Raw genomic sequence first — 18,610 nt, 5'->3', positions numbered from 1 at the left:
GCCCCGCATCCGGAACCCCTCAAGACAATGACCGACTCCGTAGTTCTCTTCGACGAAATCAAGACCGCCGGCGGCCAGCGCTTCGGCGTTGCCACGCTCAATGCACCCGCCTCGCTCAACGCGCTGTCGGTGGACATGGTGCGCCTGCTCACGCCCAAGTTGCGCGCATGGGCGAAGGACGACGGCATCGTCGGCGTGCTGCTGCAGGCCGCGGGCGAGAAGGCCTTCTGCGCGGGCGGCGACCTGCGCCAGCTCTACCAGACGCTGCTCGAATGCGGCCCCGAGCGCAACACCTACGCCGAGGACTTCTTCCGCGAGGAGTACGAGCTCGACCACCTGATCCACACCTTCCCGAAGCCCTTCCTCTGCTGGGGCCACGGCATCGTGATGGGCGGCGGCGTGGGCCTGATGTCGGGCTGCTCGCATCGCGTGGTGACCGCGCAGAGCCGCATCGCCATGCCCGAGATCAGCATCGGCCTGTACCCCGACGTGGGCGGCAGCTGGTTCCTGCGCCGCACGCCGGGCCGCACCGGCCTGTTCCTCGCGCTGACGGCCGCGAACCTCAACGCCGCCGACGCGATCTTCTGCGGCCTGGCCGATGTGCTGGTGCCGCAGGAGCACAAGGGCCGGGTGCTCGAGGCCATCGCCGCCGCGAGCTGGGCCGGCGAGAGCAAGGCCGACCGCGCCACGCTGTCGCGCATCCTCGCCAAGGCCGGTGAGGGCGCCGAATTGCCGCCGTCGAAGGTGCGCGAGCACTACGACACCATCAATGCGCTGATGGCCGGCGACGACCTGCTCGACATCGCGCAGCGCCTGCGCGCGTTGCAGAGCGACGACGCCTGGCTGCAGAGCGCCGCCAAGACCTTCATGAAGGGTGCGCCGAGCTCGGCCGCGCTGAGCTTCGAGCTCTGGCAGCGCGTGCACCGCATGTCGCTGGCCGAGGTGTTCCGCCTCGAGTACTGGGCCTCACTGGGCTTCTGCGCGCACAAGGACTTCGCCGAGGGCATCCGCGCGGTGCTGATCGACAAGGACCGCAACCCCCAGTGGTCGCCCGCGAGCATCGAGGAGATCACCCAGGCCTTCATCGACGACCACCTGCGCCCGCGCGGCGAGATGCCCGCGGAGCTGGCGACGCTGAAATAAAGACACTCAATCCTTCGGAGACAACACATGAAGATCGCATTCATCGGCCTCGGCAACATGGGCGGCCCGATGGCCCTCAACCTGCTCAAGGCCGGCCACACGCTCAGCGCCTTCGACCTCTCGGCCGACGCCTGCCAGAAGTTCGCGGGCGAGGGCCTGCCGATCGCGAAGTCGGCGGCCGACAGCGTGGCCGACGCCGAGGTCGTGATCAGCATGCTGCCGGCCAGCGCGCACGTCGAGGGCCTGTTCCTCGGCGGCGCGGGCAAGCCCGGCCTGCTCGAGAGCATCCAGGCCGGCGCGCTCGTGATCGACAGCAGCACCATTGCCGCCGCCACCTCGCGCAAGGTGGCAGAGGCGGCGGCCGCCAAGGGCATCGCGATGATCGATGCGCCGGTGTCGGGCGGCACGGGCGGTGCGATCGCGGGCACGCTGACCTTCATGGTCGGCGGCGAGACGAAGGACCTCGAGCGCGCGCGGCCGGTGCTCGAGAAGATGGGCGCCAACATCTTCCACGCGGGCGCCGCGGGCGCGGGCCAGACCGCCAAGATCTGCAACAACATGCTGCTCGGCATCCTGATGATCGGCACCTCGGAGGCGCTCGCGCTCGGCGTGGCCAACGGGCTCGATCCCAAGGTGCTGTCGGAGATCATGCGCCGCAGCTCGGGCGGCAACTGGGCGCTCGAGAAGTACAACCCGATGCCCGGCGTGATGGAGACCGCACCGGCCTCGAAGAACTACGCGGGCGGCTTCGGCACCGACCTGATGCTCAAGGACCTGGGCCTGGCGCAGGAGAACGCGACCGCGGTGCGCGCCTCGACGCCGCTCGGCGGCATCGCGCGCAACCTCTATGCCGCGCACAGCCTCGCGGGGCATGGCGCGCTCGATTTCTCGAGCGTGCTGAAGCTGTTCCAGAAGCCCTGAGCGGGCGCGGCTCGATGAAGGACAGCGGCCTCAGTGCCGCTGTTTGCGCTTGTGGGCGGTCTTCTCGGCCTTCTCGAAGGCTTCGTCGCTGGGCGCGCCCTCGCTGCCCGGCTTGCGCATGTGCTCGCTGCTGCCGTGCTTGATGCGCTCCTGCTTGGCGTGGATGTTGGCGTAGAGGCCCTTGGTCTTTCGGGTCGGCATCGCTGGCTCCTTGCTTCGGATCCGCCAGCGTGGCGACCGTGCATCGGCCGCCCGGCGCGCGCAGGCCGCGTCGCGGCGTAGGACATGTCGCGCGGCACTTCGTTGCCGCAGCCGGGCGCGGGGCCTTTGCGCGCATCGTCAGAATGGGGGCATGCCTCATGCCACTTCACGTCTACCGCATCGCCTGTCGTACCGCGCATCGGCGAGCCTGCTGCTCGCCGCCTTCGTCGCGGGCTGTGCCGCGTCGCCCGCGCGCACGCAGACCCAGCCCGCACCCACCGCGCCACGCACCGCCGCGCCTGCGCCCGTTGCGCCGGTCGCACCCGCTGCCGACGATGCCCGCATCCAGCAGGACTTCGAACGCTGGGTCGCGCAGTTCCGCACCCAGGCACGCGCCGCCGGCATCGACGAGGCCACCTTGCACAGCGCCTTCGACGGCGCGAGCTACCTGCCGCAGGTGGTGGAGCGCGACCGCAGCCAGGCCGAGTTCGTGCGCGCGGTCTGGGACTACCTCGACACGGCGGTGTCGGCCCAGCGCGTGACGCGCGGCCAGGAACGGCTGCAGGCGCTGCGGCCCCAGCTCGATGCGGTGGCCGCGCGCTACGGCGTGCCGGGCGAGATCGTGGTCGCGATCTGGGGCATGGAGAGCAACTACGGCGCCAACTACGGCGACATCTCGACCATCGACGCGCTCGCCACGCTGGGCTTCGAGGGCCGGCGCGCCGGCTGGGCACGCGAGCAGCTGATGGCGGCGCTGAAGATCCTGCAGCGCGGCGACATCCCGCGCGACCGCATGATCGGCTCCTGGGCCGGCGCGATGGGCCAGACGCAGTTCCTGCCGACCGTGTTCCTCGCGCATGCGGTCGATGCCGACGGCGACGGCCGGCGCGACATCTGGGACAGCATGGCCGACGTCACGGCCTCGACCGCGAACTTCCTCCAGCACTCGGGCTGGCAGGCCGGCCAGCCCTGGGGCGTGGAGGTGCGGCTGCCGCCGGGCTTCGACCTCGCGCGCGCCGACGGGCAGCAGCGCCAGTCCGCGAGCCAATGGGCCGCCGAGGGCGTGCGCGCCATGGACGAGGGCACGCCGCTGCCCGCGCTGGCCGATGCCTCGATCCTGCTGCCGGCCGGCGCGCGCGGGCCGGCCTTCCTGGTCGGGCCGAACTTCCGCACCATCCTGCGCTACAACAACGCGACCAGCTATGCGCTGGGCGTGGGCCTGCTGGCGCAGCGCCTCGCGGGCGGGCCCGGCGTGCGCGCCGACTGGCCGCGCGACCTGCAGCCGCTGTCGCGCGCCGAGACGATCGCGCTGCAGCAGGCGCTCAATGCGCGCGGCTTCGGCGCGGGCACGGCCGACGGGCTGCTCGGTCCGGCCACGCGCGATGCGATCCGGCGCTGGCAGCGCAGCGTGGGCGAGCCGGCCGACGGCTATCCGACCGTGCAGCTGCTGCAGCGCATCGCCACGCCCTAGCGCTCATTCGCGCTCATTCGTCGGAGGTCGCCAGCGTGGCCTTCTGGCGCCGCGTCGCGCCCGCGCGCCACAGCGTGAGCTCGACCGCGTCGCCGGGCTGCAGGCGCTCGAGCACGGTCAGCACGTCGTCGGCGCTGGCGACGGCCGCGCCGTCGATCGCGGTGATCACGTCGCCCGGCACGATGCCGCGCTCGCCGCGTGCGAAGGCCCGCAGGCCCGCGCGCGCGGCCGGGCTGTCGGGCTGCACGCGCAGGATCGCCACGCCGCGCGGCAGGTCGAGCGCGCTGTTGAGTTCCTTGGGCGCGTAGGTCAGGCCCAGCGCGGGCCGCACGAAGCGGCCGTCGCGGATCAGCCGCGGCACGATGCGGTTGACCTCGTCCACGGGGATCGAGAAGCCGATGCCCGCGCTCGCGCCCGAGGGGCTGAAGATGGCGGTGTTGACCCCGATCAGCCGGCCCGCCGAATCGAGCAGCGGGCCGCCCGAGTTGCCGGGATTGATCGCGGCGTCGGTCTGGATCGCGCCGCGGATGGTGCGCCGGTTGACCGAATCGATCTCGCGGTTGAGCGCGCTCACGATGCCGGTGGTCAGCGTCTGGTCGAGCCCGAAGGGATTGCCGATGGCGTAGACCTTCTGGCCCACCTGCAGGTCGGCGCTGGTGCCCAGCGGCAGCGGCCGCAGCTTGGCCGCGGGCGCATCGATGCGCAGCACCGCGAGGTCGCGGTCGGGGAACACGCCCACCAGCTGCGCGCGGTAGCTGCTCTGGTCGGCCAGCGTGACGCGCGCGGCGGCCGCGTTCTGGATCACGTGGTAGTTGGTGACGACGTGGCCCTGCGTGTCCCAGACGAAGCCGGTGCCCGTGCCCTGCGGCACCTGCTGCACGTTGAGCGAGAACAGGCCGCGCTCCAGCCCGATCGAGGTGATGTTGACCACCGCGGGCGAGGCGGCCTTGAACACGGCGATGTTGTTCTGCTCGTCGGCGCCGAGCGCGCCGCGCGCGGCGATCGGGCGCGGCGCGGCCTCGGCACGCGGCTGGGCATGGCCGGGGAGGGCGAGCAGGGTGGTCAGCAGGAGCGGGAGGAGGAAGAGGGTTCGCATGGCGCGGTGGGCATTGAACGGGAGCGGGGCGGACTTTAGCGGGCCGCGGTGACCGGCGATGGATTGCGATCCTCGCGGCGGCGTTCGGTTCTGCGCGCCGCGCGATTTTTCCGGCGCGCCCGGCTGGCGCTCGTCCGACGCGGCCCCACCGGGTGGGCGCCAATAATCGCGCCATGCTGTCGTTCCTCCGCTCCCGTTGCCTGGCCGCCCTGGCCCTCGGCCTTTCCCTCTCGCTGCTGCTGGCCGCCGCGCCCGCCGCGGCCCAGGACCGCGCGCAGGCGCTGCTGCAGTTCGAGGGCGTGCCGGCGCGCTACCAGGCCGCCTACGCACCCGGCGCCGTGCCGCGCGGCGCGAAGCAGCAGCTCGATCCGGCCGACGAGGCCATCGCGGGCGGTGCGCTCAAGGCGCTCGATGCCGCCTCGGCCCATGCCTTCGACGCCCATGCCGCGCTGGCCGCGGTGCAGGCGGCCGTGGCGGCGGCCGGGCAGGGCGGCGCGGCGCCGTCGCCCGCGGTGCTGGGTGCGGTCGCGCACCTTTCGAAGGTCCGCGCCGACTATGGCGCGATGGACGACGCGGCGCGCGCCGACTTCATCAAGCGCCAGCAGGCCAACCCGCCGGGGCCGGCACGCACCGGGCTGCTCGATCGCATGGCGGTGGCCGAGCTGCGCGAGGTCGACTTCTCGAGCGAGCTGCTGATGAGCGCCGTGGTCAAGCAGCTGGCGCGCGGCAACGCGGCCCAGTTCACCTCGCTGCCCGAGGCCACGCTCGAGGGCGCCATCGACTCGCTGTGGTCGCGCGGCGTGACCTCGACGCGCCAGCGCAACCTGCTGACCGTCGCGCGCGAGCTCGAGCGGCAGCTCACGCTGGTCTGGCTGTCGGCGCTCGGCGACGAGGAGATCGCCGCGCTCGCCGCCTGGCGCGGCGATGCGCAGGCCGATGGCGAGCGCGAGGCGCTGGTCGGCAGCTACCGCGCCGAGGTCAAGGCCGGCGACACGCGCGCGATCCGCGCGGTGCTGCGCGCCTGGCCGCGCTAGGCGGAAGGTATTCGGCGCGCGGGCGGAAAGCCCGGCGATTCGGCGCCGAATGTAGCTATTTGGGCGTCGTCGTCTGAAAGTTCCCGGTCATTGTTTCAATTTCGTGAACACCGTGATTCATTGGAGCAAGGGTTTTCCCTGGTTTGATGAGGCAAACTCCGCCTCACCCAAAAGAAGACCATCCAAAGGAAAGACTCTCATGAAGACCTCGAACATCCTCGCTGCCGCCGCCCTGTCGCTGATCGCCGTTGCCGGCGCCCACGCGGAAACCTATGAAGGCGTGCATTCGGTGACCTCCGGCTACAGCCGCGCCGACGTGGCGCCCCAGGCTGCCGCCGCTGCCCGCGAAGGCAACATCTACGCCGACGGCGCGACCGCCAACCTGGCACCCGTCGTGGCCGGCAACACCGACCGCGCCGTGGTCCGTGGCGAAGCCGTCGCAGCCGCCCACGCTCCCGGCCAGAACCTGCGCCGCGAATCGTTCCCGGGCAGCGTGATCCCCGCGCAAGCCCGCACGCTGACGCGTCAAGCCGGCCTGTGATGCCGGGCGGCGCAAGCCGCTTCTGTTGAAGAGAATTGGTTAGGGAAACCGGGCCACGCGACGAGCGTGGCCCGGTTTTTCGTTTTGGGAGGCTGTAAAGCAGGGCGGAAAACGCGGCGCAGCTTGTAAGATAAGAATCATTCCCATCTTCAAGCCGCGCGGGCCCGCGCCTGTCCGTGACCGTGTCCCTCCCGCTCGCCGACCTTCCGCTGCAGACGCAGGTTGAAGCCCTGTACAGCCACCACCACGGCTGGCTGTGGCGCTGGCTGCAGCGCCGGCTCGGCGACGGCCACCGCGCCGCCGACCTCGCGCACGACGTGTTCGTGCGGCTGCTCGCGCGCGAGGAACTGCTGGCGATCCAGGAGCCGCGCGCCTTCCTCACGACCGTGGCGCAGCGCGTGCTGGCCAACCACTGGCGGCGCCAGCAGCTCGAGCAGGCCTACCTCGAGGCGCTGACCCTCGTGCCGGCCGAACTGGCGCCTTCGCCCGAGGAGCGCGCGCTGCTGCTCGAGGCGCTCGCCGAGATCGACCGCCTGCTCGACGGCCTGCCGCTGGCCGTGAAGCGCGCCTTCCTGATGACGCGGCTCGATGGCCTGAACCATGACGAGGTCGCGCAGGCGCTCGGCCTGTCGGTCACCACGGTCAAGCGCTACGTGCTCAAGGCCGCCCTGCAGTGCTATTTCCCGGACGCGCTGCCGGCGGGCCGGTGAGCAGCGTTCCCCCTCCCGGCATCGCCGAGCCGCCCGTCTCGGCCGAGGTCGCGCGCCGCGCGGTCGAGTGGATGCTCGAACTCCAGGGCGAATCCGTGCCCGCGCGCGTGCGCGACGAGTGGCGGCGCTGGCGCGCGGCGCATCCCGAGCACGAGCGTGCCTGGCGCCGCATCGAGTCGGTCGACGCCGCCCTGGGCCCGCTGGCCGCGCCCGGCCATGCCGCGCTCGCGCGCGCCACGCTGGAAGCGGCCGCACCGTTGCGCCGCCGCCAGGCGGTGCGCGCGCTGACCGCGCTGCTGTTCACCGGTGGCGGCGCCTGGCTCGCCGCCGAGCAGACCCCATGGCGCGAATGGACCGCCGACCACCGCACCGGCACCGGCGAGCGCCGGCGCATCGTGCTCGACGACGGCACGGCGCTGGTGCTCAACAGCGGCAGCGCGGTCGACATCCGCTATGGCGCGGCCGAGCGGCGCATCCGCCTGATCGCGGGCGAGGTGCTGGTGACGAGCGCCAAGGACGCGGCCGCGCGCCCGCTGCTGGTCGAAACCGCGCATGGCGAGGCGCAGCCGCTGGGCACCGTCTTCTCGGTGCGCCGGCTGCCCGAGGCCAGCCTGCTCGCGGTGTTCGAGGGCGCGGTCGCGCTGCGGCCGCGGCAGGCCGCCGGCGACACGCGCGTGCTGCAGGCCGGCGAGGCCACGCGCTTCACGGCCACCGGGGTCGATGCGCCGCATGCGCTCGAGACCGGCAGCGCGGCCTGGACCGAGGGCCTGATCGTGGCGCGCGGCATGCGGCTGGCCGACTTCCTGGCCGAGCTGAGCCGCCATGCCGCGCAGCCGATTCGCTGCGACCCGGCGATCGCGGGCCTGCGCATCTCCGGCACCTATCCGCTGGCCGACGTCGACAAGGTGCTCGACACGCTGAGCGCCACCCTGTCGCTCGAGATCCAGACCGTCACGCGCTTCTGGGGCCTGCGCGCCACCGAAGTGGTGCTGGTGCCCCGGAGCAGGACGGCGCGCGCGCCGCAGCGTTGAAAAAACGCGCGGGCAAAAAAAAGTTGCCGCGACCTGGTCCGTTTCGCTTTCTCGCGGGACATGGAAGGTGAACAGCCATCTTCCATGGCCGCGAAAGGTCGAATTTCCATGAGTCAGACACAACAACGGGCGCCGCTGCGGCTCGCCCTCGGCCCGGTGGCGCTCGCCGCCGCGCTGGTTCTCGGCGCCGTCGCGCCCCTGCCGGTCCGCGCCCAGGCCGCGGCGCCGGCCCACGGCTACGACATTCCCGCCGACACGCTGGAGAACGCGCTCAACCGCTTCGGCCGCGAGGCCGGCATCCTGCTGTCCTTTCCGACCGAGCTGACCGCCGGGCTGCGCAGCAACGGCCTGCGCGGCAGCTATACGGTGCAGGCCGGGCTCGACAGCCTGCTGGCCGGCAGCGGCCTGCAGGCGGCGCGCCAGCCCAACGGCAGCTTCATCCTGCAGCGGCGCGCCGCGGCGCCGCAGGCCGGCAGCGGCAGCCTGCCGCCGGTGACCGTGACCGCCGGCGCGCAGCCCGAGACCGCGAGCAGCCATGTCGAAGGCTATGTGGCCAGGCGCAGCGCCACCGGCACCAAGACCGACACGCCGCTGATCGAGACCCCGCAGTCGATCTCGGTCGTCACGGCCGACCGCGTGGCGGCCATGGGCGCCGCACGCCTGCCCGACGCGCTGGCCTACACGCCCGGCGTGAAGGCCTTCGACGGCTACGACAGCCGCTACGACTGGCTCTCGCTGCGCGGCTTCGATGCCTACTCGCCGGGCTTCTACCTCGACGGCATGCAGATGCGCAACAACGCGGGCTACGCGGTCTGGCGCATGGAGAGCTACGGCGCCGAGCGCATCGAGGTGCTGCGCGGTCCCTCGTCGGTGCTCTACGGCCAGACCGGCCCCGGCGGCATGGTCAACGTCGTCAGCAAGCGGCCGACCGAGGAGCCGTTGCGCGAAGTGCAGGTGCAGGCCGGCAACCGCTCGCTCAAGCGCGTGGCGGCCGACTTCTCGGGGCCGCTCGATGCGCAGGGCCAGTGGCTCTACCGCCTCACGGCGCTGTCGCAGGACAGCCAGACCCAGGTCGACCGCGTGGGCGACCGGCGCCAGTTCCTCGCGCCCTCGCTGACCTGGCGGCCCTCGGGCGACACCTCGCTGACGGTGCTGGCCCACTACGCGAGCATCCGCGCCGGCAATGCCTACGGCTTCCTGCCCGTGACCGGCACGCTGCTGAGCACGCCCTACGGCCGCATTCCGAGCTCGACCTTCGTCGGCGAGCCCGGCTTCGACCGCTACAACCAGAACCAGTGGGACCTCGGCTACCTGTTCGAGCACCGCTTCGACGACACCTGGACCGTGCGGCAGAACGCGCGCTACGGCCGCATCAAGACCGACTACCGCCAGATCTACGCCAACGGCTTCGTCACCAACGATCCCGACAACGTCTTCGATCCGTCGAACTTCCACACCATCAACCGCTCGCTGTTCGCCAGCAGCCCCGAGCGTGGCAAGACCTTCACGCTCGACAACCAGGTGCAGGCCAAGCTTCGTTCGGGCGACTGGCAGCACACCGTGCTGCTGGGCCTGGACTACCAGCGCAGCGTGTTCGACCAGGTCATGTACTTCGGCGAGGCGCCGCAGCTCGAGGTCTTCGCGCCGGTCTACGGGCAGCCGTTCTCGATGCCCGCGCCGAACACCGACTCGCGGGTGCGGCTGTCCCAGACCGGCATCTACCTGCAAGACCAGATCAAGTGGAACGATCGCTGGGTCGCCACGCTCGGCGGCCGCTACGACCGCGCGCGCGTCGACACCGACAACCACCTCGACCAGAGCACGACGCGCCAGTCCGACCACAAGTTCACCGGCCGCGCGGGTCTGGTCTACCTCGCGCCCGGCGGCCTCGCGCCCTATGTCAGCTACTCGGAGTCGTTCTCGCCCTCGACCACCATCGACCCCGACACGCGCCAGCCCTTCAAGCCCGAGACCGGCAAGCAGTACGAAGTCGGCCTGCGCTATCAGCCCGTGGGCACGCGCGACAGCTACAGCGCGGCCGTGTTCGACCTGCGGCGGCAGAACATCGTGACCTTCGACCGCGACTTCGTGCCGCGCCAGACCGGCGAGGCGCGCGTGCGCGGGCTCGAACTCGAGGCGGCCTTCGAGCCGATGCCGCGCTTCAACGTCGTGCTGGCCTACAGCTGGACGCCGTCCGCCAAGGTGGTCAGCGACAGCAACCCCGACCGCATCGGCAAGCAGCTCGTGGGCACGCCGCGCAACCAGGTCTCGGCCTGGGCCGACTACCGCTTCGGCAACGGCGTGAAGGCCGGCCTGGGCGTGCGCTTCATGGGCTCGACGCACGGCGCGAACGGCACGGCGCCCGCGAAGATCCCGTCGTACACCGTGTTCGACGCGATGCTGGGCTACGACTTCGAGCACTGGGCCCTGGCGCTCAACGCGCGCAACCTCACCGACCGGATCTACCTCGGGCGCAACTGCGACGCCTACAGCTGCGGTTACGGCGAGCGGCGTTCGCTCGTGGCCACCGCCACCTACCGCTGGTAGCGCCGCGGGCTCGGCTATCGTCGGAGGATGTTCGCTTTTCGAGGGAGATCCTCCATGCCCCACCGTCTTTCGCTGCCCGTGCTTTCCATCGGCTGCGCCGTGCTCGCCCTCGGCGGCACGGCCGTCGCCGACACGCTCAAGAAGCCCGCCCTCGACCAGCTCGCCGCGCGCTGGCAGGCCGGCCAGACCGCCAGGGACTTCAATGCCTTCCTGGCCCAGGCGGTGGCCGCGAACCCCGCCAACAAGGAACTGGCCACCGCCGTGTCCGCGTATGGCCAGCGCCAGCCGCTCGCGGGCGATGCGCTGGTCGACATCGCGCGCCTGCTCGGCCTGTACAACCGGCTGCAGAACCAGCAGGCGGCGATCGCGAGCATCGGTGCCATGGTCGCGATCCCGACCGTGCGCAACGTGCAGGTGCCGCCGCACGAGAGCCCCGCGATCCTCGACTTCGGCCGGCTGGTCGAGAAGATGGCGAAGGACTTCGGCCTGGCCTGGCGCAACGTCGACAACCGCATCTTCGAGGTCAGCCTCCAGGGCCGCGGCAGCGAGGAGTTCGGCATCCTCACGCATGCCGACGTGGTGCCCGCCGTGCTGTCCGAATGGGTGCTCGACGACGGCACGAAGCTCGATCCCTTCACCATGACCCGCGTGGGCGACTTGCTCTACGGCCGCGGCACCATCGACGACAAGGGCTCGATCGCCGCCGTGCTCTATGCGATGAAGGCGGTCAAGGACAGCGGCCTGCCGCTCGAGCGCAGCATCCGCCTGATGATCGAGACCACCGAGGAGACTGGTGGCGACGCGATGCTCTACTACCGCAACAAGACTGCGCTGCCGGCCTACAACATCGTGCTCGACAGCAAGTACCCGGCGGTGGTGGCCGAGAAGGGCTCGGGCGCGCTCAAGGTGTTCTTCCCCGCGCAGCCGGCCGACCCCGCGGCCACCGCCATCGTCGCGATGGCCGGTGCCGCCTCGGCCAATGCGATCGCGCAGACCGCCACCGCCACGCTCAAGGGTGGCGACCTCGCCGCGGCGGCCGCGACGCTCGAGGCCGCGAAGGCCGGCTTCCTGCGCAAGTACGAAGCCCAGGGCGGCAAGTTCGCGATCGACATCGCGCGCGGCGCCGACAGCATCGAGCTCAAGGTGACCGGCGTTTCGGCCCATGGCTCGCGGCCCGAGGAGGGCGTGAACCCGGTGCCGCGCCTCGCGCTGTTCCTCAAGGAATCGGGCCTGACGCTCGCGCCCAACGGCTTTCGCCAGGCGATCGACTACCTCGATGCGCTCTACGGCACCGGCTACCTCGGCGAGAAGCTGGGCCTGGGCTATGCCGACGACTTCATGGGCCCGCTGACCTTCTCGCCGAACCTGGTGCGCGCGGGCGCCGACGGCCGTGTCGAGGTCACGGTCAACGTGCGCATGCCGCGCGGCCGCACGCCCGACGAACTCAAGGCCCAGGTCACCGCGAAGGTGCAGGCCTGGGCCGATGCGGCCAAGGTCCCGCTCGAGCTCCAGTACGACCAGGGCAACTGGATGGCGCGCGACCCCAAGGGCGCCTGGCTCTCGACGCTGCTGAACATCTACGGCGACACCACCGGGCTGGAGGCCAAGCCCGTGCCCACGGCCGGCAGCACCACCGCCAAGCTGATGCCCAACGCGATCAACTTCGGCCCCGCGATGCCCGGCAAGAAGTACACCGCGCACAACGCCAAGGAATACAAGGAAGTGCCCGACCTCGACGCGGACATGCAGATGTTCACCGAGATGCTGGTGCGGATCGGGAATCTGCCGCAGATGCAGTAGCGGCAAAGCCCCGGAGCTCGACCAGCTCGTCGAGGATCGGGCACGCCGGCCGGTGGTCGCCCAGGCACAGCTCCGCGAGCCGCTCGAGCACGCGCTTCGTCGCCTGCAGTTCCTCGATGCGCGAATCGAGCGCTTCGGCGCGGCACAGCGTGAGGCGCTTGACCTCGGCGCTGGTGCGTTCCTCGTCGCGCCACAGCGCCACCAGCCGTTCGATCTCGTCCATGGCGAAGCCCAGCGCCAGCGCACGGCGCGCGAAGCGCAGCACGGCGACGTGGGCGTGCGTGTAGCGGGGCTCGGTCGCGGCGATCAGGCCGCGCGCCTCGCACTGGCGCAGCAGCCGTTGCGAAACGCCGGCGCGCGCGAGCGCGGCCTCGAGGTCGAACCGCGGCGCGGTGTCGGCGTGGACGGGCGATGGAAGGGTGCGAGGGGTCATGCGGCCTCCTGTGGAAGAGGCCCGAAGTCTTCGGTCTCGCACGGTGTCAAGGTCAAGCCGCGGCGCGGCTTTTCCTTGCGGCGCGTGGGCCTATCGCAGGCCGTGCGCCTGCAGCACCGTCTTGAGCCTGCGCACTTCGTGCTGCAGGTCGAGGATCAGCGCCGCGGCATCGAGGCCGATGCCGAAGTCGCGCTCGAGCCGCCGTGCCTCCAGCGCGTGCTGCAGGTCGGCGCTCGAGAAGCGCCAGCGCTCGGGTTGCGCCTCCTCGGTCTCGATGCGCACGATGCCGACCTCGACCAGTTGCACGACCCAGGCGGTGTCGGCACCGCAGGCATGCGCGAGTTCGCTCGCGGCCAGCGGATGCAGTTGGCCGACGGCGGTGGTGGTGATGGAAACGGTCGCCATCTCAGACTCCCAGGTGCTGGCGTGGGTTGAACGAGGCCGAGGCCTTCGCGAGCGCCTCGTAGGCGCTGCGCGCGGCCTCGCTGTCGGCGGGCGGCAGCGCGATGTCGAGCAGCAGGTAGAGGTCGCCCGGCGTCTTGCCCGCGAGGCCGCGGCCCTTGAGGCGCAGCTTGAGGCCGCTCTTCGCCTGCTTCGGCACCGTGACCTCGACCGCGCCGCCGCCGGGCAGCGGCACCTCGACCTGCGCGCCGAGCGCGGCCTCGGTGGGCGTGACCGGCAGGGTCATGTAGAGATCGCGCGCCTCGACGCGGTAGAGCTGGTGCGGCGCGATGCGCACCTCGAGGTAGAGGTCGCCGGCCGGCTCGCCGCCATGGCCCGGCAGCCCCTGGCCCGCGAGGCGGATGAACTGGCCCGGGTGCACGCCGGGCGGGATCTTCACGCTCAGGGTGCGCGTTTCCCAGCGCGGCTGGCCCTGCGCGTCGAGCACCTGCGAGCGCAGGCTGATCTCGCGCTCGGCACCGCCGATGGCGTCCTCGAGCGCGATCTCGATCGCGGCGTGGTGGTCCTCGCCGCGCGCGCGGAAGTTCTGCCGTGCGGCGCCGCGGCGCTCGGCCTCGCCGAACATCGAGGAGAAGAACTCGCTGAAGTCGGCATGGTCGGCCGGGCCCTGGCGCGGTCCGCGGTGGAACTCGAAGCCGGCGTCCCAGCCCGGCGGCGGCTGGAAGTCGCCGTCGGGGCGGCCGCCGCGCGCCACGCGGTCGGCCAGGGCGTCGTAGGCGGCGCGCTTCTCCTTGTCGCCGAGCACGTCCTTGGCTTCGTTGATGTCGCGCATGCGCTGCTCGGCGTCGGGCTCCTTGCTGACGTCGGGGTGGTACTTGCGCGCGAGCTTGCGGTAGGCCTTGCGCACCTCGTCGTCCGACGCGATGCGCTCGATGCCCAGGGCGCTGTAGTAGTCCTTGAATTCCATGGTCTTGGTGTGGGGTGTGGGGACGGCTCGCGCGCGGCGCTCGGAGAACCCTAGGCCAGCGCGGCGTCGCCGTCGGCATGCCGCAGCAGCGGCGTCACGGCCCATGTGGGGCCGTTGCGGTCGAAACGCAATGGCTGCGCGTTGCCCAGCAGCCCCAGGTCGACCGGCACGCCCAGCAGCGCGGCCAGCGCATAGAGCGTGCCGCCGTGCGCCACCACCAGCACCGGCGCGGGCTGGGCCAGGGCCTCGGCCAGCGCGGCGCGCTTGCGCGCGACGAACTGGGCCAGCGTCTCGCCGCCCTCGGGCTCGCAGGCCCAGTCGATGTTGGCCGAGGAGGTGCCGATCAGCGCGCCGAAGTTGCGCTCGCGCAGCACGGCCTGCGCCGTGGGCACCAGCCTGAGCGCGCTGCCCACGGCGTGCGCGGTGTCGAAGGCGCGCCGCGCATCGGAGCAGACGATGGTGCGGATCGGCTCGCCCGCCAGCAGTTCGGCCGCGCGCGCGGCCTGCTGCAGGCCGAGCTCGCTCAGCGGCTCGTCGGTGGCCTGGAAGATGCGCTGCGCGTTGCGGCCGGTCTGGCCGTGGCGCAGGAAGTAGAAGTGGTCGCAGGCCGGCGCCAGCGGCTGGGCGGCGGCGAGGGCGATCAGCTGGTCGAGGCCCGAGGGCCGGTGGGCCGTGGCGGCGGGAGAGGCGGTGCTGGAGAGGGACATGGGTCGATTCTCTGGATGAAAGGTGCCGCACTGGAAGAGTCGGGCTCTCGCCCCGGACGGGCCGGGGCGGTGGATTCAATAACATACGCGGTTTTTCTTACTTTTCCTGGCGATCCCCGCATGCATGAGATCTCGTTGACGCCTTCGCAGGCGACGGCGCTGCAGCGTCTGAAGGACTTCCTGCGCGGCGATTCGTCGTGCTTCCTGCTCCGAGGCAGCGCCGGCACCGGCAAGACGACGATGGTGAGCGCGCTGCTGGCCCACCTCGATGCCTCCCAGCGTCCCCACGCTTCGCTGGCACCCACGGGCCGCGCGGCGCGCATCCTCGGCGCCCGGACCGGCTCGGCGGCCGGCACGCTGCATCGCGGCATCTATCGCCTCGAGACGGTGGAGGTCTTCGAGGACGCGCAGACGCGCAACGACCCGGGCATCCGCTTCCTCTATCCGCTGCGCACCGACGATCCCGCCGACACGGTGTTCATCGTGGACGAATCCTCCATGGTCGGCGACAAGGCCGCGGAGGGCGACGTGCTGCGCTTCGGCTCGGGCCGGCTGCTGGCCGACCTGGTCGAGTTCGCGCGGCTGAGCCGCCCGGGACGCGACCCGGCGCGCGGCGCGCGGATCGTGTTCGTGGGCGACCCGGCGCAGCTCGCCCCCGTGGGCGACAACCGTTCGCCAGCGCTGTCGTCGGACTACCTGCGCGAGACCTTCGGCCTGCGCTGCGAGTCGCATGAGCTGACCGAGGTCATGCGCCAGTCCTCGGGCAGCGCCATCCTCGAGCGCGCGACGGCGCTGCGCGATGCGATCGCCCGCCAGGATTTCAACGCCTTCGATCTCGCCGAAGCCGGTGACGGTGCGGCGCGCGAGATCCGGCACCTGCCGCTCGCCGAGGCCCTGGACCACGTGGCGCAGGCGTTCCGCAGCCGCGCGAACTCGGTGCTGGTCACCGGCACCAACGCGATGGCGCTCGAGCTGAACCGCGCGGTCCGCGCGCGGCTGTGGGGCGACGAGCATGCCGCGCCGCGGGCCGGCGACCTGCTGATGGTCAACCGCAACGCGCCGATGGCGCAGTTGATGAATGGCGACCTCGTCAAGCTGCTGGCCGCCGACGCCGAACCGGAAGTGCGCCAGGTGCCGATCCGCGGCGAGACGCAACCGGTGGCGCTGCGGTTCCGGCGCATGACGATGGCCTATCGCAACGGCGACGGCGCGGTGGTGCAGGTCGAGGAGGTCGTGCTGGAGAACCTGCTCGAGTCGCGCGACCGGGAGTTGTCGCCGCTCGAACTGCGTGCGCTGCTGGTGGACTTCCGCCAGCGCCATCCGCAACTGCAGCCGAAGAGCGCGGAGTTTCGCGCGACGATCCGCCAGGATCCGTACTTCAATGCGGTGCAGGTCAAGTACGGCTATGCGGTCACCTGCCACAAGGCGCAGGGCGGCGAGTGGGACACGGTGGTCGTGCACTTTCCGGACGCCAATGCGGGGCGCAACGAGGCCTTCTTCCGCTGGGCCTACACGGCAATCACGCGCGCGCGCGGCAGCTTGCTGCTGGTCGATCCGCCGCGCTTCAGCCGCCTTGGCATCGACTTCGGCGAAGCCGTCGCAGCGCCGCCACCCGTCACGGGCGCGCAGGCCGAAGCGCCGGACCCGCAGGACGATCCCGACTGGGACCGCTACTCCTTCAACCCGGGGCAGGAGCTGCTGTTCGCCCACCATCTGCGGCTGCGCGCCGCGCTGTCGGCCGCGGGCGTGGGCATCGTCCGCCAGCAGCATGCGCAGTATTGCCAGAAGTACTGGCTCGAGCGCGGCGGTGCGCGTGCCGCCCTTCAGTATTTCTACAAGGGCGACCAGCGCGTGGGCAGCATCGTCGCGATGCCCGGCGCGCCCTGCGATGCCGCACTGCTGAGCGAGTGCCTGGAGGCCGTGCAGCGCGCGCTGTCGGTGGCACCGCAGGCCGCGCCCGATGCTTTCCTCGACGACTTCAGGCGCGAACTCGAGCGCGCCGTGGCGGCCGACGGGCTGCGCATCCTGAGCGCGGAGCCTGGCAGCTATCGCCTGCGCATCACCTTCGAGGGCGACGGGCGGCGCGGCCAGGTCGACTTCCACTACGACGGCAAGAAGCGCTGGACGCGCGCCACCGAGGTCGGCGGACCCGGCGGCAGCCGGGGCATCTTCCAGCAGGTGAGCGGCGCCGTGGACGCGGCGCGGTGAGCAGCGGCCCCGAGATCACCCGGCTGCGCAAGGAAGGCCGGCTGGACGAGGCGCTGGCGCAGGCGCGCGCCGGCCACGCCGCCGCGCCTGGCGACATCCACGTCCAGCGCGCCTACGGCTGGGTGCTGCACGCCTTCCTCAAGCAGGAGATCGAGGATTTCGAGCGCCAGCGCGTGCCCGCGCCGCAGTTCGCGCGGCGCTTCGAAGGCTGGCTCGACGAATACCGCGTCTTCGGTGCGAACGAGCGGCCGAACCTGCTGTATTCGCAGGTGCTGAACCAGGCGGTCAAGGCGAGCCGGGCCTGCCCCGGCTTCCTCGCTTTCGCGCGCTGGTGGGAGCCGCGCCATCTCACGGCCGACGACGAGAAGCCCTTCACGCTGCCCGACGGCAGGCAGGCACCGAGCCTCGAGATGCGGCTGCACTATGCGATCGGGCGGGCGCTGTCGAGCCCGTCGACGGACGGCGACCGCGAGCTGCTGGACTGGGCAGAGACGCAGCAGCGCGCAGCGCTCGAACGCCATCCCGACGACCCCTGGCTCCACTACTACCGCAGCAAGCGGCTGCTCGACGAAGGACTCGTCGAGGAGGCGCGGCGCTGCCTCGCGCCCGTGGTCCGGCGCCAGCGCAAGGCCGCATGGGCCTGGACGCTGCTGGGCCAGACCTTCGAGACGCAGTCGCCGAACGAGGCGATCGCCTGCCATGCCGAGGCGGTGCGGCTGGCCGTGAAGCCGATGGAGGTGGCCAACACCCGCGTGTCGCTGGCCGACCTGCTGGCGCAGCAGGGGCGTTTCGACGCCGCCGCGATCCAGGTGCATCACGCGCTCGCCTACCGCGTCGACCACGGCTTCCGGATCCCGCCCGCGCTGCAGCAGCTTGCGGGTTCGCGCTGGTTCGCCCGGCGCGGCGACCTCGCGGCGCTGGCCGACGAGGCCGTGGCGCCGGGCCAGGCGGCCGCGATCCTGCAGGCGCTCGACGAGCGGCCGCTGTCCTGGCGCGCGGGCGTGGTCGACAACCGGAACGCGCCCAAGGCACTGGTGCATGTCGCGTTCTCGATGGCGGAGGGCACGGTGCTGCACTTCGATGCCTTCGAGGGCGTCGAGCAGCTGCAGCCCGGGGTGATCGTCGAGCTCGGCTATCTCGGCAGCGAGCGGCGGCCCAGCCGTTTCCGGCTATCGGCGCAGCCGGCGATCGCGGGCTTCTGCCGCGCGCTGTCGGGCAGCATCGAGCAGCGCGAGGGACAGGCTTTCGGCTTCCTGCTCACCCAGCGCGGCGAACGGGCGTTCGTGCCGCCGGCCCTGCTCGCACAGGCGGGCACGCCACAGGCCACTGGCATCGCCTGCCTCGCGAAGGACCGCAAGGGCGCGCCGGGCTGGCGTGTGCTCGCCTGGCGCTGAGCGC

17 protein-coding genes are annotated in these 18,610 nt (G+C 71.7%); 11 read left to right on the top strand and 6 right to left on the bottom strand.

All coding sequences use genetic code 11. From position 1 onward, the window contains the following. Positions 1 to 27: 27 nt before the first annotated feature. Positions 28 to 1,143: an enoyl-CoA hydratase/isomerase family protein gene (locus tag BM109_RS17405; protein ID WP_093344742.1), complete on the top strand. Its 1,116-nt coding sequence runs from the start codon at positions 28 to 30 to the stop codon at positions 1,141 to 1,143. Between the two features lie 27 nt (positions 1,144 to 1,170). Next, positions 1,171 to 2,064, top strand: coding sequence for a 3-hydroxyisobutyrate dehydrogenase (mmsB, locus tag BM109_RS17400; RefSeq protein ID WP_057595062.1), 894 nt, complete (start codon positions 1,171 to 1,173; stop codon positions 2,062 to 2,064). A 30-nt stretch (positions 2,065 to 2,094) separates the two neighbouring features. Here the strand turns inward: mmsB and BM109_RS41225 are convergent, their stop codons facing one another. After that, on the bottom strand, positions 2,095 to 2,265 hold the full coding sequence (locus BM109_RS41225) for a hypothetical protein (protein WP_177239369.1): 171 nt from the start codon (positions 2,263 to 2,265) through the stop codon (positions 2,095 to 2,097). Positions 2,266 to 2,416: 151 nt separating this feature from the next. Between BM109_RS41225 and BM109_RS17395 the strand changes: the two genes are divergently transcribed. Continuing rightward, complete coding sequence (locus BM109_RS17395; protein WP_093344740.1) at positions 2,417 to 3,736, top strand: lytic murein transglycosylase; 1,320 nt, start codon at positions 2,417 to 2,419, stop codon at positions 3,734 to 3,736. Between the two features lie 13 nt (positions 3,737 to 3,749). Here BM109_RS17395 and BM109_RS17390 read toward each other — a convergent pair whose 3' ends face one another. Then, on the bottom strand, positions 3,750 to 4,832 hold the full coding sequence (locus tag BM109_RS17390; protein ID WP_093344738.1) for a S1C family serine protease: 1,083 nt from the start codon (positions 4,830 to 4,832) through the stop codon (positions 3,750 to 3,752). Positions 4,833 to 5,005: 173 nt separating this feature from the next. Here BM109_RS17390 and BM109_RS17385 point away from each other — a divergent pair, with 173 nt between their 5' ends. From BM109_RS17385 to BM109_RS17360, 6 genes are all read left to right on the top strand, one after another. Beyond that, a complete protein-coding gene (locus BM109_RS17385; protein WP_093344736.1) occupies positions 5,006 to 5,866 on the top strand; it encodes a hypothetical protein in 861 nt (286 codons plus the stop codon). A gap of 199 nt (positions 5,867 to 6,065) precedes the next feature. Beyond that, on the top strand, positions 6,066 to 6,407 hold the full coding sequence (locus BM109_RS17380) for a hypothetical protein (protein ID WP_057595065.1): 342 nt from the start codon (positions 6,066 to 6,068) through the stop codon (positions 6,405 to 6,407). Between the two features lie 182 nt (positions 6,408 to 6,589). Further along, positions 6,590 to 7,117 (top strand): sigma-70 family RNA polymerase sigma factor, encoded by a 528-nt coding sequence (locus tag BM109_RS17375; protein WP_093345067.1) that lies wholly within the window; start codon positions 6,590 to 6,592, stop codon positions 7,115 to 7,117. Further along, positions 7,114 to 8,148: a FecR domain-containing protein gene (locus tag BM109_RS17370; protein ID WP_256222619.1), complete on the top strand. Its 1,035-nt coding sequence runs from the start codon at positions 7,114 to 7,116 to the stop codon at positions 8,146 to 8,148. The genes BM109_RS17375 and BM109_RS17370 overlap by 4 nt, the downstream gene beginning before the upstream one ends. Positions 8,149 to 8,256: 108 nt before the next feature. Beyond that, positions 8,257 to 10,695, top strand: a complete 2,439-nt coding sequence (locus tag BM109_RS17365) for a TonB-dependent siderophore receptor (RefSeq protein ID WP_093344733.1) — start codon at positions 8,257 to 8,259, stop codon at positions 10,693 to 10,695. A 54-nt stretch (positions 10,696 to 10,749) separates the two neighbouring features. Further along, a complete protein-coding gene (locus tag BM109_RS17360; protein WP_093344731.1) occupies positions 10,750 to 12,495 on the top strand; it encodes a dipeptidase in 1,746 nt (581 codons plus the stop codon). Here BM109_RS17360 and BM109_RS17355 read toward each other — a convergent pair. From BM109_RS17355 to BM109_RS17340, 4 genes are all read right to left on the bottom strand, one after another. Further along, a complete protein-coding gene (locus BM109_RS17355; RefSeq protein WP_093344728.1) occupies positions 12,449 to 12,928 on the bottom strand; it encodes a MerR family DNA-binding protein in 480 nt (159 codons plus the stop codon). The genes BM109_RS17360 and BM109_RS17355 overlap by 47 nt on opposite strands. A 90-nt stretch (positions 12,929 to 13,018) precedes the next feature. Beyond that, positions 13,019 to 13,333, bottom strand: a complete 315-nt coding sequence (locus tag BM109_RS17350; protein ID WP_093344727.1) for a chaperone modulator CbpM — start codon at positions 13,331 to 13,333, stop codon at positions 13,019 to 13,021. A 1-nt stretch (position 13,334) separates the two neighbouring features. Beyond that, the gene (locus BM109_RS17345; protein ID WP_093344724.1) at positions 13,335 to 14,297 is read right to left on the bottom strand and encodes a DnaJ C-terminal domain-containing protein; all 963 of its coding nucleotides are present in this window, start codon (positions 14,295 to 14,297) and stop codon (positions 13,335 to 13,337) included. 50 nt (positions 14,298 to 14,347) lie between these two features. Continuing rightward, complete coding sequence (locus BM109_RS17340; RefSeq protein ID WP_093344722.1) at positions 14,348 to 15,004, bottom strand: histidine phosphatase family protein; 657 nt, start codon at positions 15,002 to 15,004, stop codon at positions 14,348 to 14,350. 120 nt (positions 15,005 to 15,124) lie between these two features. Here BM109_RS17340 and BM109_RS17335 point away from each other — a divergent pair, with 120 nt between their 5' ends. Next, positions 15,125 to 17,212, top strand: coding sequence for an ATP-dependent DNA helicase (locus BM109_RS17335; protein ID WP_177239368.1), 2,088 nt, complete (start codon positions 15,125 to 15,127; stop codon positions 17,210 to 17,212). After that, positions 17,209 to 18,606, top strand: a complete 1,398-nt coding sequence (locus BM109_RS17330; protein ID WP_093344717.1) for a DUF7017 domain-containing protein — start codon at positions 17,209 to 17,211, stop codon at positions 18,604 to 18,606. The genes BM109_RS17335 and BM109_RS17330 overlap by 4 nt, the downstream gene beginning before the upstream one ends. Positions 18,607 to 18,610: the final 4 nt, after the last annotated feature.

Origin of the sequence: Variovorax sp. PDC80 (genome assembly GCF_900115375.1) — a bacterium.
Lineage (GTDB): Bacteria > Pseudomonadota > Gammaproteobacteria > Burkholderiales > Burkholderiaceae_C > Variovorax.
The sequence above is the reverse complement of the archived record's forward strand: the minus strand, read 5'-3'. Positions and strand labels throughout refer to the sequence as shown.

Bases quoted from the DNA above. Each gene is read 5' to 3' on its own strand.
- BM109_RS17405 (WP_093344742.1), top strand. From the start codon at position 28: ATGACCGACTCCGTAGTTCTCTTCGACGAAATCAAGACCGCCGGCGGC.
- mmsB (WP_057595062.1), top strand. From the start codon at position 1,171: ATGAAGATCGCATTCATCGGCCTCGGCAACATGGGCGGCCCGATGGCC.
- BM109_RS41225 (WP_177239369.1), bottom strand. From the start codon at position 2,265: ATGCCGACCCGAAAGACCAAGGGCCTCTACGCCAACATCCACGCCAAG.
- BM109_RS17395 (WP_093344740.1), top strand. From the start codon at position 2,417: ATGCCTCATGCCACTTCACGTCTACCGCATCGCCTGTCGTACCGCGCA.
- BM109_RS17390 (WP_093344738.1), bottom strand. From the start codon at position 4,832: ATGCGAACCCTCTTCCTCCTCCCGCTCCTGCTGACCACCCTGCTCGCC.
- BM109_RS17385 (WP_093344736.1), top strand. From the start codon at position 5,006: ATGCTGTCGTTCCTCCGCTCCCGTTGCCTGGCCGCCCTGGCCCTCGGC.
- BM109_RS17380 (WP_057595065.1), top strand. From the start codon at position 6,066: ATGAAGACCTCGAACATCCTCGCTGCCGCCGCCCTGTCGCTGATCGCC.
- BM109_RS17365 (WP_093344733.1), top strand. From the start codon at position 8,257: ATGAGTCAGACACAACAACGGGCGCCGCTGCGGCTCGCCCTCGGCCCG.
- BM109_RS17360 (WP_093344731.1), top strand. From the start codon at position 10,750: ATGCCCCACCGTCTTTCGCTGCCCGTGCTTTCCATCGGCTGCGCCGTG.
- BM109_RS17355 (WP_093344728.1), bottom strand. From the start codon at position 12,928: ATGACCCCTCGCACCCTTCCATCGCCCGTCCACGCCGACACCGCGCCG.
- BM109_RS17350 (WP_093344727.1), bottom strand. From the start codon at position 13,333: ATGGCGACCGTTTCCATCACCACCACCGCCGTCGGCCAACTGCATCCG.
- BM109_RS17345 (WP_093344724.1), bottom strand. From the start codon at position 14,297: ATGGAATTCAAGGACTACTACAGCGCCCTGGGCATCGAGCGCATCGCG.
- BM109_RS17340 (WP_093344722.1), bottom strand. From the start codon at position 15,004: ATGTCCCTCTCCAGCACCGCCTCTCCCGCCGCCACGGCCCACCGGCCC.
- BM109_RS17335 (WP_177239368.1), top strand. From the start codon at position 15,125: ATGCATGAGATCTCGTTGACGCCTTCGCAGGCGACGGCGCTGCAGCGT.